This window comes from Xanthomonas sp. NCPPB 901 (assembly GCF_056725085.1).
In genome coordinates this window covers 3,774,196-3,787,154 of the sequence record NZ_CM161511.1, presented here as the reverse complement: position 1 = coordinate 3,787,154, position 12,959 = coordinate 3,774,196, and the positions used below count along the sequence as shown (strand labels likewise).

The following is a 12,959-nucleotide window of genomic DNA, read 5'->3' as shown; positions in this document are numbered from 1 at the left end:
GGTTTCAGGGAGTTTACGGGCAATGCAAGGGGAACAACGTGCACGCGGCGTCTTCATCGTGCTGTGGACGCTCGTCACCGCCGCCAAACTGCTGGTCGCCGCGCGCCTGCCGTTGTTCGTCGACGAGGCATTCTATTGGCAGGAAGGCCAGCACCTGGCGCTGGCCTACTCGGACCTGCCCGGGCTGACCGCGTGGCTGGCGCGGCTGGGCGTGGCGCTGGGCGGCGATCACCTGCTGGCGCTGCGGGCGCCGTTCCTGCTGCTGGGCGCCGCGCTGCCCTGGTTGATCGCACGCATCGCCACGCGCTGGTTCGGTGCGGTAGCCGGCTGGCGCGCCGGCAGCCTGGCGTTGCTGATGCCGCTGTCCGGCACCCTGGGCATCCTGGCGCTGCCGGACGTGCCGATGGCGCTGGCGACGATCCTGTGCATCGACGCCACGGCGCGGCTGCTGCGCCAGACCGAGGCGCTGAGCGCGGTGGAACTGGCGTTGGGCCTGGTGATCGGCGCACTGAGCCATTACCGCTTCGTCGGCGTGATCGGCGTCGGCGCGATCGCGCTGCTGCTGATCCCGCAGGGCCGGCGCATGCTGCGCGATCCGCAGGTGTGGGTCGCGCTGGCGCTGGGCATGGTCGCCTGGCTGCCGCTGCTGGCCTGGAATGCGGACAACGGCGAGGCCGGGCTCAAGTTCCAACTGGTCGATCGGCATCCCTGGAGTTTCCAGCCTGCCGGCATCGCCTTCGTGCTGATCCAGGTGGTGCTGGTCACGCCGCTGCTGGCGGTGGCGATGACCAAGGTGGCGCTGATGGCCACGCGCGTCGGCGGCAGCGGCGGCACCCGGGTGCAGTGGCGCTATTTCGGCCTGCTCGGCGGCGTGTCGACGCTGGGCATCTTCCTGCTCGGCTTCTTCACCGATGCCGAGCGGGTCAGTTTCCACTGGCCGCTGCCGGGCTATCTGGCGCTGCTGATCGCTACGCCGGTGATCCTCAACGGCTGGAGCAAGCCGCTGCGCCGCGCCACCTGGCTGCTGGCCGGGCTCGGCCTGATCGGTGCGTTCGGCTACTACCTGGCGGTGTCGGTGCCGGCGGTGCGCGAGCACACCGCTGGCGACAAGTACTACCCGCGCAACTTCGCCGGGTGGCGGCCGCTGGCGGCGGCGGTGCGCCGCGAACTGGCGACGCTGCCGGCCGGTACCCAGGTGCTGGCGGACAACTTCAAGGTCGGCGCCGAACTCGGCTTCGAACTGCGCGACCCGAACATCCAGGTGCTGCCGCATCCGTTGAACGACAAGCACGGGCGCAGCGCGCAGCTGCAGCAGTGGGGGCTGCTCAGCGACGGCCGCCGCGACGGCCCGCGCCTGCTGGTGCTCTCGCCCAGCGACATGAAGTACCGCTTGCTGCTGCAGCGCTACCACGCGGTGTGCGACCTGGTCGGGCCGCTGCCGCCGCCGCGGGTGGTGTCCAGCGACCATGGCAGCCAGCGCTTCCTGCTGTTCGTGCTGCCGGCGCAGCGTGCCTCCGGTCCTTGCACCACGCCGGCGATGGCCTGGTTCAACACGCCGGACGTGGACGCCACCGTCGGCCGCCGCTTCGACGTCTCTGGCTGGGCGTTCAAGGACGGCGTGGGCCTGGACCGGGTCGAGGTGCTGCTCGACGGCAAGGTCGTGGCGCAGGCGCACTACGGCGACGTCTACGACGTGACCAAGTTCTGGAAGATCTCCACCGACCCGCGGCATCCGAACATCGGCTTCCGCGCCACCGTCGACGCCAGTGGCCTGGCGCCGGGGACGCATTGGCTGGGCCTGCGCTTGCATGGCCGCGACGGCAGCGTCGAGGACTGGTGGGAACAACCGATCGTGCTGCGCCCGCAGTGAGCTAGGATGGCGCGCCCTTCCACGCCGTCGCGCAGGACCGCACGCCGCCCATGTCCAGTTCCCCTTTCGACCGTCCCGCCGCCGCGCCACGGATCGCGGTGCTGGTGCCCTGCCACAACGAGGCGGCCACCATCGGCCGGGTCGTGGCCGAGTTCGCCGCGCACCTGCCCGGCGCGCAGGTCCACGTGTTCGACAACAATTCCAGCGACGCCACCATCGCGCAGGCACGCGCGGCCGGCGCGTCGGTGCGCGAGGTCGCGCTGCAGGGCAAGGGCAACGTGGTGCGGCGCCTGTTCGCCGACGTCGAGGCCGACGTCTACGTGCTGGTGGACGGCGATGCGACCTACGACGCGGCGATGGCGCCGGCGCTGGTCGAGCGCCTGCTGCGCGACGGGCTGGACATGGTGGTCGGCGCGCGCCGCAGCGACGAGGCGGCGGCCTACCGCGCCGGGCACCGCACCGGCAACGTGCTGCTGACCCGCTGCGTGGGCTTCCTGTTCGGGCGCAGTTTCGACGACATGCTGTCCGGCTACCGGGTGTTCTCGCGGCGCTACGTGAAGTCGTTTCCCGCGCATGCCGCCGGTTTCGAGACCGAGACCGAGCTGGCGGTGCACGCGCTGCAACTGCGCATGCCGGTGGCGGAGGTCGACACCGCCTATGGCGCGCGTCCGGAAGGGTCGCAGAGCAAGCTGCGCACCTGGCACGACGGCGCCCGCATCCTGTTGACCATCCTGCGCCTGTTCAAGACCGAGCGGCCGTTGCTGTTCTTCTCGCTGGGCTTCGGCGCCTGCGTGCTGCTGGCGCTGGCGCTGGCGGTGCCGTTGCTGCAGACCTACCTGCAAACCGGCCTGGTGCCGCGGTTTCCCACCGCGATCCTGTGCTCGGCGCTGGTCCTGCTCGGCGTGCTGCTGCTGGCCTGCGGGCTGATCCTGGACACGGTCACGCGCGGCCGCATCGAGGCCAAGCGCCTGGCCTACCTGGCGATCCCGGCCTGGCCTGCGCATGCGCAGGGTGCGCAGCGGGGTGACGCCGCATGAGCGCGACCATTTCTGCTGCCGCAGTGCCGCGTCCGACCCGCCGCCAGCGCCTGCTGGCCGCGCTGGATCGCCGCTTCGCCTTCCACAGCCGCGGCAACGTGGTCGCCGCCGGCGTGGCGGTCGCGGTGCTGGGCGGACTGTTGTCGCTGTGGCTGGGCCAGGACGCCAACTGGGACCTGCGCAACTACCACCTGTACAACGGCTACGCCGCGCTGCACGGCCGCCTCGGCGTGGACCTGGCGCCGGCGCAGATGCAGAGCTACTTCAATCCGCTGCTGGACGTGCTGCATTACGCGCTGTTCACCGGCTTGCCGGCGCCGCTGGCCGGGTTCGCGATGGGCGTGCTGCATGCGCTGGCGTTCCTGCTGCTGGCCGGCATCCTCTGGCAGGTGCTGGACCCGCGACTGGACCGCGCGCGGCTGGTGCCGTGGCTGGCGCTGGCCGGGCTGTGCAGCGCCGCGTTCCTGTCCGAGTTCGCCGTGACCATGGCCGACAACACCAGTGCCTTGCCGGTGTTGGGCGCGCTGCTCGCCGCACTGCACGCGCAACGCCGCCAACAGGCCGCGGGGCAGGGCGTGGCGTTGGGCTGGTGGACGCTGGCCGGCGCCCTGCTCGGGCTGGCGATGGCCTGCAAGCTGACCAATGCCCTGTTCGCGCTGGCTCTTGGCGTGGCCGCGCTGGTCGCCGGCGGGCGCGCGCGGCAGCGCATCGGCGGTGCCGCGGTGCTGACCGCGGCCGCGCTGCTCAGCTTCGCGCTGCTGGCCGGGCCGTGGCTGCTGCGGGTGTGGCAGACCTTCGGCAATCCGCTGTTCCCGCAGTTCAACAGCCACTTCCTGGCGCCGCTGGCGCAACCGGGGGCGCTCAGCGACACGCGCTGGTTGCCGAAGACGCTGTGGGAATGGCTGACCTGGCCGGTGCAGTTCTCGCTGGCGCCGAACCGGGTCAGCGAGGTGCGCCTGCGGCAACTGGTGTGGCCGCTGCTGTATCTGCTGGGCCTGGCCGCGCTGCTGCGCTGGGGACTGCGGCGTCCGCGCGCCTCCGCGCCGGCGGAGGTGGTCGCGCCGGCGTGGCGCGCGGTGCTGGTGTTCGTGCTGGTCGGGTTCCTCGCCTGGCAAGCGGTGTTCAGCATCCAGCGCTACCTGGTGGTGCCGGAGCTGCTGGCGCCGCTGCTGCTGTGGGTGGGGCTGCGGCGGTTGCTGCCGGCGCGGATCGCCGCCCCGGCGGCGCGCTGGACCCTGATCGCCTGCGCGGCCTTCGCGCTGTACGGCTGGGGCGACTGGGGCCACGAGCGCTGGGCGCGCGAGGCGTTCCGGGTACAGGCGCCGCCGCTGTCGCAGCCCGAGCGCAGCCTGGTGCTGCTGGTCGGCGATGCGCCGGAGTCCTGGCGCATTCCGTTCCTGCCCGGGCAGGCGGCGTACGCGTCGGTCGCCTCCAATTTCCCGGAAACGCCGGCCTACGCCGCGCGGGTCCGCCAGATGCTGGCCGCGCGCGGGCAGGGCTATGCGCTGCTGCCGGCGGAGGTGGATCGCAATGTCGAGCGCCTGCAGCGGCTCAATGCGGTGGCCGCGCGCCTGGGCCTGGACCGAGGCCCCGACTGTGCGCTGATGCGGCGCCTGGCGCACCGCCCGGTGCGTGCGGGCGTGGACGTGGAGGCCGGCCGCTGCCGTTGGGTGCTGCTGCCGGAACGGGCCGTGGATGTCGCCGCCGCGGACCGCCAGACCCAGGCGCTGGCCGCGCAGCAACTGGCCCGCTACGGCCTGGCCCTGCAGCCGGGGTCCTGCCAGCTGTACCAGTCCTGGGTCGGGCAGGCGCGCTTCCCGTACCAGTGGTGCCGGTTGCAGTGAGTTAGGGCAGGGTGTAGCCGGCCTCGCGCAGCAACTCGGACAGCGCGATCAACGGCAGGCCGATCAGCGCGGTCGGATCCTGGGTGTGGATCGCGCGGAACAGGCTGATGCCCAGGCCTTCGCACTTGAAGCTGCCGGCGCAGTCCAGCGGCTGCTCGGCGGCGACGTAGCGGGCGATGGCGTCGGCGTGCAGGTCGCGGAACCGCACTTCGGTGAGGTCGCAGGCGTGCAGGGTGCGCGCGCCGCGTTGCAGGCACACCGCGGTGTGGAAGCGCACGCTGCGCCCGGACATGGCCGCCAGCTGCGCATGCGCCGCGGCGACATCGCCGGGCTTGCCCAACGGTTGGCCGTCCAGTTCGGCGACCTGGTCCGCGCCGATCACCCAGGCCTGCGCCGCGGCGGCCGCGACCGCCGCGGCCTTGGCCGCCGCCAGCCGTTGCGCCAGCGCCAGCGGCGCCTCGCCGGGCAGCGGGGTTTCGTCGACCTGCGGGCGCACGCACTCGAAGGGCAGACGCAGCCGTTGCAGCAGGTCGCGGCGGTAGGCGGAGGTGGAAGCCAGGATCAGCGGCGGCATCGGCGGTGGGGCGGGGCGGCGGCGGGCCGGGGCCGGCAGTCTGCGGCGGCCGGCGCGGCCCGGCAAGCCGGCCCGGCGCCGCGCTGGGGGCGGTTTGACAGCGGCGCCGGCAGTCCTTAACATTCTGCGGCTTATGTCCGCGAACGTGCCCGAACTGTTGGATGCCTGGCGGATGGTCGCAGCGCGCAGGGTCTTCGAAGACCGCCTGCCGCTCTCGGCGATGACCCGTCTGCAAGGCAGCCTGGCCGACACCGAAGGCGAATGCCGCTACACGCTGGAATTCGGCCGCGACGCTGTACTGCAAGTGTCCTACGTCGAACTGAAGATCGAAACCGAGCTGCCGCTGATCTGTCAGCGCAGCCTGCAGCGCTTCCTGCTGCCGGTGTCGAGCGTGCAGCGGCTGGGGCTGATCCGCAGCGAGGAAGAAGAAGCCGCGCTGCCGCCGGATCACGAGGCCTTGCTGGTGCCGGACGACGGCATGCTGCGGCCGGCCGATCTGGTCGAGGACGAGTTGGTGCTGGCGGTGCCGCTGGTGCCGGTGGCGCCCGGAAGCGAGGCGGTCGATCGCGACTGGCCGGCGACCGAGGAAGAAACGAGCAAGGCCAGCCCGTTCGCGGCGCTGGCGGCGCTGAAGAAACAGTAGCGGTCGGTCCGCCTGCCGCTGCCTGAGGTTGTTGCCGGACGCGCGCGTCCTGCGCGACGTAATGACGACAGATGTAAACGAACCGAGTTTGGAGCAATCCCATGGCTGTGCAGAAATCCCGTGTCACCCCGTCCCGCCGCGGCCAGCGCCGTTCGCACGACGCCCTCAGCGCCAAGCAGTTGTCGACCGATCCGACCAGCGGCGAGATCCACCTGCGCCACCACGTCACCGCCGACGGTTACTACCGTGGCAAGAAGGTGATCGCCACCAAGACCGCGCAGGTCGAAGAAGATTGATCCGTGCCCGTTCGCCGCGCTGCGGCGGACGGAGTCACCCATCTTCACAGGCCGCGCCGCACCGGGGCGGCCTGCGTAACAGGCAACAGGAACCAGCATGAGCAAGCGGATCTATTCCAGGATCGCGGGCACCGGCAGCTATTTGCCTGAAAAGGTGTTGACCAACGACGATCTCGCGCAGATGGTCGACACCAGCGACGAATGGATCCGCAGCCGTACCGGCATCCGCGAGCGGCACATCGCCGCGCCCGGCCAGACCGCCGGCGACCTGGGCTACGAGGCCGCGCTGAAGGCGATCGAAGCCGCCGGCATCGAGGTCGCCGAGCTGGACATGATCGTGGTCGGCACCACCACGCCGGATCTGATCTTCCCGTCCACTGCCTGCCTGATCCAGGCGCGGCTGGGCGCGGTCGGCTGCCCGGCGATGGATGTCAACGCCGCCTGCTCGGGCTTCGTCTACGCGCTCAGCGTGGCCGACAAGTTCATCCGCAGCGGCGACGCCAAGACCGTGCTGGTGATCGGCGCCGAAACCCTCAGCCGCATCGTCGACTGGACCGAGCGCACCACCTGCGTGCTGTTCGGCGATGGTGCCGGCGCGGTGGTCCTGCGCGCCGACACCGACACCGGCATCCTCAGCACCCATCTGCATGCCGACGGCAGCAAGAAGGAGTTGCTGTGGAACCCGGTCGGCATCTCCACCGGACTGGGCGACGGCACCGGCGACCCGGCCGTCGGTGGCATCCAGATGAAGGGCAGCGAGGTGTTCAAGTACGCGGTCAAGGCGCTGGACGCGGTGGTCGACGAGACCCTGGATGCCAATGGCCTGGACAAGCACGACCTGGACTGGCTGATCCCGCACCAGGCCAACCTGCGCATCATCGAAGCCACCGCCAAGCGCCTGGACCTGCCGATGGAGCAGGTGGTGGTGACGGTGGACATCCACGGCAACACCTCCTCCGCCTCGGTGCCGATGGCGCTGGACGTGGCGGTGCGCTCGGGCCGCGTGCAGCGCGGCCACCTGCTGCTGCTGGAAGCCTTCGGCGGCGGCTTCACCTGGGGCTCGGCGCTGCTGCGCTACTGAGCCTGTTGCCGGCGCCTGCGCGGTAGGTGTCTTCGCGACACGCTGCGCTGGCCGACCGCAGCCTGCATGCCACCAGCGCGTCCGCCGCACTTGCGACGGCGCGCTGTCGCGTGCCTGCTCGGGTGCGGCCTGTGCGCTGCCTGGACATCGGCATTCGCGCGCTGCCATCTCCCGTCGGCGACCACGCCCGGACGCGAGCCGCGGTTCGACCCGGGCGGCTGCTGGTGCATGCGCGCGTGGCGCTGCCAGATCCGTGCCGATCCCGTATCCTTCGCGCTGCAGTGCCGCCGGCCTGCGCCATCTCCGCATCGCCCCGCCTTGCCCAGTGGCATCGCCTTCCGTCGTGTGCGTGTGGCCCGCCAGCCATGCTGTCGGCGTGACGTCGGGCATGGCGGAGCGGGGGGTGTTGCGGGTGCCGCGCGGCGCGCCAGCCGCCATGTCACATACGCCCGGGTACAGACGCCCGACCGGTTTCGCCCGTATCATCGCCGCTCGATTTTCGCAGGGCCAACCGCGTGACCGATTCCACACTCGCCTTCGTCTTCCCCGGCCAGGGTTCGCAATCGCTGGGCATGCTGGCCGAACTGGCCGAGTTGCATCCGCAACTGCGCGACAGCTTCGCCGAAGCCTCCGACGGCGCCGGCGTGGACCTGTGGGCGCTGAGCCAGGGCGGCCCGGAAGAGATGCTCAACCGCACCGAGTACACCCAGCCGGCGCTGCTGGCCGCGAGCGTGGCGCTGTGGCGGCTGTGGCTGGCCGAGGGCGGGGCGCGTCCGGCGCAGCTGGCCGGGCACAGCCTGGGCGAATACAGCGCGCTGGTCGCCGCCGGCGCCCTGTCGCTGCACGACGGCGCGCACCTGGTGCGGCTGCGCGGGCAACTGATGCAGGACGCCGCGCCGGCCGGCGTGGGCGCGATGGCCGCCGTGCTCGGCGCCGAGGACGCGCTGGTCGAAGAGGTCTGCGCGCAGGCCGCCGGCAGCCAGGTGGTGGTGCCGGCCAACTACAACTCGCCGGGGCAGGTGGTGATCGGCGGCGATGCCGCGGCGGTCGACCGCGCGCTGGCGTTGCTGGCCGAGCGCGGCGTGCGCAAGGCGGTGAAGCTGGCGGTCAGCGTGCCCTCGCACACCCCGCTGATGCGCGATGCGGCCAACCGCCTGGCCGAGGCGATGCGCGGGCTGGCCTGGCATGCGCCGCAGCTGCCGGTGGTGCAGAACGCCGATGTGCAGGTGCACAAGGGTGTGGAGGCGATCCGCCAGGCGCTGGTCGAACAGTTGTACCTGCCGGTGCGCTGGACCGGCTGCGTGCAGGCGCTGGCCGCCGGCGGCGCCACCCGCCTGGCCGAGTGCGGCCCGGGCAAGGTGCTGACCGGGCTGGTCAAGCGCATCGACAAGTCGCTGGACGGTCGTGCCCTGGGCACGCCTGCCGAGTTCGCCGGCGCGCGCGAGGCCTGGGCCTCCTGATCGCCGGCCGCCGCGCGGTGCGTGTCGCGTCCGCGCCGGCCTCCCTCCTTCCCCGCGGCGCCATGCGCCGTCCGTTTCCAAGGAAAAGCAGATGAGCAAGCCATTGCAGGGCGAGATCGCGCTGGTCACCGGCGCCAGCCGCGGGATCGGCGCGGCCATCGCCGACATGCTGGCCGCGCAGGGCGCGACCGTGATCGGCACCGCCACCTCCGACACCGGCGCGCAGGCGATCGGCGCGCGCCTGGCCGACCATGGTGGCCATGGCCGCGCGCTGGACGTCACCGACGCCGCCGCGGTCGAGGCGCTGGTCGAGGCGATCGCCAAGGAATTCGGTGCGGTCTCGATCCTGGTCAACAACGCCGGCATCACCCGCGACAACCTGCTGATGCGGATGAAGGACGACGATTGGCAGGCGATCATCGACACCAACCTGACCAGCGTGTTCCGCACCTCCAAGGCGGTGCTGCGCGGCATGATGAAGGCGCGCAAGGGCCGCATCGTCAACATCGCCTCGGTGGTCGGCGTGACCGGCAACCCGGGCCAGACCAACTACGCCGCGGCCAAGGCCGGCATCATCGCCTTCTCCAAGTCGATGGCCAAGGAGATCGGATCGCGCGGCATCACCGTCAACGTGGTGGCGCCCGGTTTCATCGATACCGACATGACCAAGACGCTGCCGGAGGCGCAGCGCGCAGCGCTGATGCAACAGATCGCGCTCGGCCAGTTCGGCCAGCCGTCGGACATCGCCAATGCCGTTGCGTTCCTGGCCGGCCCCGGCGCCGGCTACATCACCGGCGAAACCCTGCACGTGAACGGCGGGATGTACATGCCGTGAGCCTGTGGCGCAGCGGACGCGCCTAAGTGGCTGATCGGCCGGCATTTGTACAGCGCTGCAAGGGCCAGTCGGTTTCCACTACACTATCCAACGCGGCCATCGCAGCCCGATGGCGTTTTTGAACCACCACTACTCCATCTGGAGCGATATCCCAATGAGCACCATCGAAGAACGCGTCAAGAAAATCGTCGTCGAACAGCTCGGCGTCAAGGAAGAAGAAGTCACCAACAACGCATCGTTCGTCGATGACCTGGGTGCCGACTCGCTGGACACCGTCGAGCTGGTGATGGCCCTGGAAGAAGAGTTCGAGTGCGAGATTCCGGACGAAGAAGCCGAGAAGATCACCTCGGTGCAGCAGGCCATCGACTACGTCAAGGCGCACGTCAAGAGCTGATGCGGCGTTCTCGATCGCCATCGGCGCCTGCGTGGGCACGATGCGCGTGACAATCCCATGGGGCCGCGCATGCGGCCCTGTGTTTTTACAGCGTCAAGGCCGCGCGTATCGCGGTGAGGAGATTTCGCAATGAGCCGTCGTGTCGTCGTAACCGGCATGGGCCTGGTGTCGCCGTTGGGCAATGACCTGGCCAGCAGTTGGGAAGGGATCGTCAACGGACGCTCCGGCATCGGCCCGATCACCCAGATCGATGCGTCTCAGTTCACCACCAAGATCGCCGGCGAGATCAAGGATTTCGATCCGACCAAGTTCATTTCGTCCAAGGACGCGCGCAAGATGGATTCGTTCATCCATTACGGCGTCGGCGCCTCGTTCATGGCGCTGGACGATTCCGGCCTGGAGATCACCGAGGCCAATGCCGAACGCATCGGCGCGATCCTCGGCTCCGGCATCGGCGGCCTGCTCGGCATCGAGGAGCAGACCATCAAATTCCACGAGGGCGGCGCGCGCAAGATCTCGCCGTTCTACGTGCCCAGCACCATCATCAACATGCTGCCGGGCCAGGTGAGCCTGATCAAAGGGCTGAAGGGGCCGACCTTCTCCGCGGTCTCGGCCTGCGCCACCTCCAACCATTCCATCGGCACCGCGATGCGCATGATCCAGCACGGCGACGCCGACGTGATGCTGGCCGGCGGCGCCGAGCGCGGTTCGTCGCCGACCTCGGTGGGCGGCTTCTGCTCGATGAAGGCGATGTCCACCCGCAACGACGACCCCGCCGCGGCCTCGCGGCCGTGGGACAAGGAGCGCGACGGCTTCGTGCTGGGCGACGGCGCCGGCGTGCTGGTGCTGGAAGAGTACGAACACGCCAAGGCGCGCGGTGCGCGCATCTATGCCGAGCTGGTCGGTTTCGGCGCCAGCTCCGACGCCTTCCACATGACCGCTCCGAGCGAGGACGGCGAAGGCGCCGCGCGCAGCATGGTGGCGGCGATGAAGGACGCCAAGCTCAATCCGGACCAGGTCGATTACCTCAACGCGCACGGCACCTCCACGCCGCTGGGCGATCTGGCCGAGACCCTGGCGATGAAGCGCGCGCTCGGCGATCACGCCTACAAGACCATGGTCAGCTCCACCAAGTCGATGACCGGTCACCTGCTCGGCGCCGCCGGCGGTGCCGAGGCGATCTTCTCGGTGATGGCGATCCACGCCGGCATCATTCCGCCGACCATCAACCTGCACGAACCGGGCGAAGGGTGCGATCTGGACTACGTGCCGAACGTGGCGCGCGAGAAGAAGATCGACGTGGCCATGTCCAATGGGTTCGGCTTCGGCGGGACCAATGGCACGCTGCTGTTCAAGCGGGTCTAGGAGCCGGGATTCGGGAATCGGGATTCGGGAATCGTCACAGCCGGCGCCTCACTCCCGTCGCGCGCGTCCATCCATCGAGCGGAGATCGAGCGGCGCGCGTGAGGTCCGCGCGCGTTGCTGCGGTGTCGCTTAGAGCGCGTCTGGCGACGCCTCCCGTTCCCTGACGTTTCTTTCAATCTTCCAGCGGATCTTCGATGCTGCGTACCGTTCCCTTGCCGGCCGAGGTCGATCTGCTGGCGCTGCATCGCCTGGCGCCGCAGCGGTATCCGGTGCTGCTGGAATCGGCGGCCTCGGGCACCGCGCAGGGGCGCTGGGATCTGTTGCTGGTCGCCGACGGGCAGGGCCTGCGGCTGGATCGCGATGGCGTCACCCGCGAGCTGGAGGGTGCGGCGGTCGCCGGGGATTTCCTGAGCGCGCTGGACGCGCACTGGCAGGCCGAACGCTGCGAACGCGACGAACCGCGCTGGCCGTTCCGCGGCGGCTGGGCGCTGCTGCTGGACTACGAACTGGCCGCCCAGGTGGAGCCGGTGCTGCGCTTGCCGCAGTCCGCCGCGGCCACGCCAACGGCACTGGCCCTGCGCTGCCCTGCAGCGCTGCTGCGCGACCATGTCAGCGGCGACTGCGTGGCGCTGACCGAGCCCGCGCATGCGGCATTGCTGGACAGTGTGCTCGCCGATCTGCAGGCGCTGCCTGCCGCGGCGCCAGCGCCGGCCTGGCAGGCGCCGACAGCGATCGAGGAAGACCCGCCGCAGCGCTTCGTCGACGGCGTGCGCCGCATCCTCGATTACCTGCGCGCCGGCGACGTGTTCCAGGTCAACCTGTCGCGGCGCTGGTCGGCGCGCTTCGCCGCGCCGCTGGCGCCGGCGGCGCTGTACGCGCAGCTGCGCCGCGCCAACCCGGCGCCGTTCGCCGGCCTGTTCGTCGGCCACGGCCGCGCCGTGGTCAGTTCCTCGCCGGAACGGCTGGTATCGGTGCGCGGCGACGTGGTCGAGACCCGGCCGATCGCCGGCACCCGCGCGCGCGCGCCGGGCGACGACGAGGCCGCGCGCATCCGCGAACTGGTCGGGCACCCCAAGGAGCGCGCCGAGCACGTGATGCTGATCGACCTGGAGCGCAACGACCTGGGGCGGATCTGCGCGCCGGGCAGCGTCGAGGTCGACGAGTTGATGACGGTGGAGAGCTACGCCCACGTGCACCACATCGTCAGCAACGTGCGCGGCCGGCTGCGCGCCGGCACCACCCCCGGCGAGACGATCCGCGCCACCTTCCCCGGCGGCACCATTACCGGTTGCCCCAAGGTGCGCTGCATGCAGATCATCGCCGAGCTGGAGCAGACGCCGCGCGGCGCCTACACCGGCGCGTTCGGCTGGCTCAACCGCGACGGCGACATGGACCTGAACATCCTCATCCGCACCGCCGAGGTGGAGGGCGCGCAGGTGCAGTTCCGCACCGGCGCCGGCATCGTGTTCGACTCCGACCCGGAGCGCGAACTCGACGAGACCCGGGCCAAGGCGCGCGGCCTGCTGCGCGCGCTGGAGCCATGAGCCAGCCGCGCCGATA

The 12,959-nt window shown here is 70.7% G+C and carries 12 protein-coding genes; 11 read left to right on the top strand and 1 reads right to left on the bottom strand.

All coding sequences use genetic code 11. The features are described from left to right. Positions 1 to 22 precede the first annotated feature (22 nt). From AC1PME_RS15860 to AC1PME_RS15850, 3 genes are read left to right on the top strand one after another with little or no spacing between them, the layout of a single operon-like run. Positions 23 to 1,870 (top strand): ArnT family glycosyltransferase, encoded by a 1,848-nt coding sequence (locus AC1PME_RS15860; RefSeq protein WP_481096405.1) that lies wholly within the window; start codon positions 23 to 25, stop codon positions 1,868 to 1,870. A 50-nt stretch (positions 1,871 to 1,920) separates the two neighbouring features. Next, complete coding sequence (locus tag AC1PME_RS15855) at positions 1,921 to 2,907, top strand: glycosyltransferase family 2 protein (RefSeq protein WP_254458875.1); 987 nt, start codon at positions 1,921 to 1,923, stop codon at positions 2,905 to 2,907. Beyond that, positions 2,904 to 4,751 carry a hypothetical protein gene (locus tag AC1PME_RS15850; protein ID WP_481096404.1) on the top strand — a complete coding sequence of 616 codons (1,848 nt, stop codon included), beginning with the start codon at positions 2,904 to 2,906 and terminating at the stop codon, positions 4,749 to 4,751. Before AC1PME_RS15855 ends, AC1PME_RS15850 begins: the two co-directional genes overlap by 4 nt. 1 nt (position 4,752) lies before the next feature. Here the strand turns inward: AC1PME_RS15850 and AC1PME_RS15845 are convergent, their stop codons facing one another. Continuing rightward, on the bottom strand, positions 4,753 to 5,325 hold the full coding sequence (locus AC1PME_RS15845) for a Maf family protein (RefSeq protein ID WP_254458873.1): 573 nt from the start codon (positions 5,323 to 5,325) through the stop codon (positions 4,753 to 4,755). Between the two features lie 133 nt (positions 5,326 to 5,458). Here AC1PME_RS15845 and AC1PME_RS15840 point away from each other — a divergent pair, with 133 nt between their 5' ends. The 8 genes from AC1PME_RS15840 to AC1PME_RS15805 all read left to right on the top strand — a co-directional run bounded on the left by AC1PME_RS15840 (position 5,459) and on the right by AC1PME_RS15805 (position 12,943). Beyond that, on the top strand, positions 5,459 to 5,968 hold the full coding sequence (locus tag AC1PME_RS15840) for a YceD family protein (protein ID WP_254461450.1): 510 nt from the start codon (positions 5,459 to 5,461) through the stop codon (positions 5,966 to 5,968). Between the two features lie 101 nt (positions 5,969 to 6,069). After that, positions 6,070 to 6,264 (top strand): 50S ribosomal protein L32, encoded by a 195-nt coding sequence (gene rpmF, locus AC1PME_RS15835; RefSeq protein ID WP_010342479.1) that lies wholly within the window; start codon positions 6,070 to 6,072, stop codon positions 6,262 to 6,264. Between the two features lie 97 nt (positions 6,265 to 6,361). Then, a complete protein-coding gene (locus tag AC1PME_RS15830) occupies positions 6,362 to 7,345 on the top strand; it encodes a beta-ketoacyl-ACP synthase III (protein ID WP_254458872.1) in 984 nt (327 codons plus the stop codon). Between the two features lie 515 nt (positions 7,346 to 7,860). Continuing rightward, positions 7,861 to 8,805, top strand: a complete 945-nt coding sequence (gene fabD / locus AC1PME_RS15825; RefSeq protein WP_307551926.1) for an ACP S-malonyltransferase — start codon at positions 7,861 to 7,863, stop codon at positions 8,803 to 8,805. A gap of 91 nt (positions 8,806 to 8,896) precedes the next feature. After that, positions 8,897 to 9,640 carry a 3-oxoacyl-ACP reductase FabG gene (gene fabG, locus AC1PME_RS15820; RefSeq protein ID WP_254458870.1) on the top strand — a complete coding sequence of 248 codons (744 nt, stop codon included), beginning with the start codon at positions 8,897 to 8,899 and terminating at the stop codon, positions 9,638 to 9,640. Between the two features lie 154 nt (positions 9,641 to 9,794). Next, positions 9,795 to 10,034: an acyl carrier protein gene (gene acpP, locus AC1PME_RS15815; protein ID WP_010342475.1), complete on the top strand. Its 240-nt coding sequence runs from the start codon at positions 9,795 to 9,797 to the stop codon at positions 10,032 to 10,034. A 129-nt stretch (positions 10,035 to 10,163) separates the two neighbouring features. After that, positions 10,164 to 11,399, top strand: coding sequence for a beta-ketoacyl-ACP synthase II (gene fabF, locus AC1PME_RS15810; RefSeq protein ID WP_254458869.1), 1,236 nt, complete (start codon positions 10,164 to 10,166; stop codon positions 11,397 to 11,399). Between the two features lie 194 nt (positions 11,400 to 11,593). Further along, positions 11,594 to 12,943 carry an aminodeoxychorismate synthase component I gene (locus AC1PME_RS15805; protein WP_481096403.1) on the top strand — a complete coding sequence of 450 codons (1,350 nt, stop codon included), beginning with the start codon at positions 11,594 to 11,596 and terminating at the stop codon, positions 12,941 to 12,943. Positions 12,944 to 12,959: the final 16 nt, after the last annotated feature.

What these genes read in the sequence shown, in the direction of transcription:
- rpmF (WP_010342479.1), top strand. Translation starts at nt 6,070, where the DNA reads ATGGCTGTGCAGAAATCCCGTGTCACCCCGTCCCGCCGCGGCCAGCGC.
- AC1PME_RS15830 (WP_254458872.1), top strand. Translation starts at nt 6,362, where the DNA reads ATGAGCAAGCGGATCTATTCCAGGATCGCGGGCACCGGCAGCTATTTG.
- AC1PME_RS15845 (WP_254458873.1), bottom strand. Translation starts at nt 5,325, where the DNA reads ATGCCGCCGCTGATCCTGGCTTCCACCTCCGCCTACCGCCGCGACCTG.
- AC1PME_RS15805 (WP_481096403.1), top strand. Translation starts at nt 11,594, where the DNA reads ATGCTGCGTACCGTTCCCTTGCCGGCCGAGGTCGATCTGCTGGCGCTG.
- AC1PME_RS15840 (WP_254461450.1), top strand. Translation starts at nt 5,459, where the DNA reads ATGTCCGCGAACGTGCCCGAACTGTTGGATGCCTGGCGGATGGTCGCA.
- acpP (WP_010342475.1), top strand. Translation starts at nt 9,795, where the DNA reads ATGAGCACCATCGAAGAACGCGTCAAGAAAATCGTCGTCGAACAGCTC.
- fabG (WP_254458870.1), top strand. Translation starts at nt 8,897, where the DNA reads ATGAGCAAGCCATTGCAGGGCGAGATCGCGCTGGTCACCGGCGCCAGC.
- AC1PME_RS15860 (WP_481096405.1), top strand. Translation starts at nt 23, where the DNA reads ATGCAAGGGGAACAACGTGCACGCGGCGTCTTCATCGTGCTGTGGACG.
- AC1PME_RS15855 (WP_254458875.1), top strand. Translation starts at nt 1,921, where the DNA reads ATGTCCAGTTCCCCTTTCGACCGTCCCGCCGCCGCGCCACGGATCGCG.
- fabF (WP_254458869.1), top strand. Translation starts at nt 10,164, where the DNA reads ATGAGCCGTCGTGTCGTCGTAACCGGCATGGGCCTGGTGTCGCCGTTG.
- AC1PME_RS15850 (WP_481096404.1), top strand. Translation starts at nt 2,904, where the DNA reads ATGAGCGCGACCATTTCTGCTGCCGCAGTGCCGCGTCCGACCCGCCGC.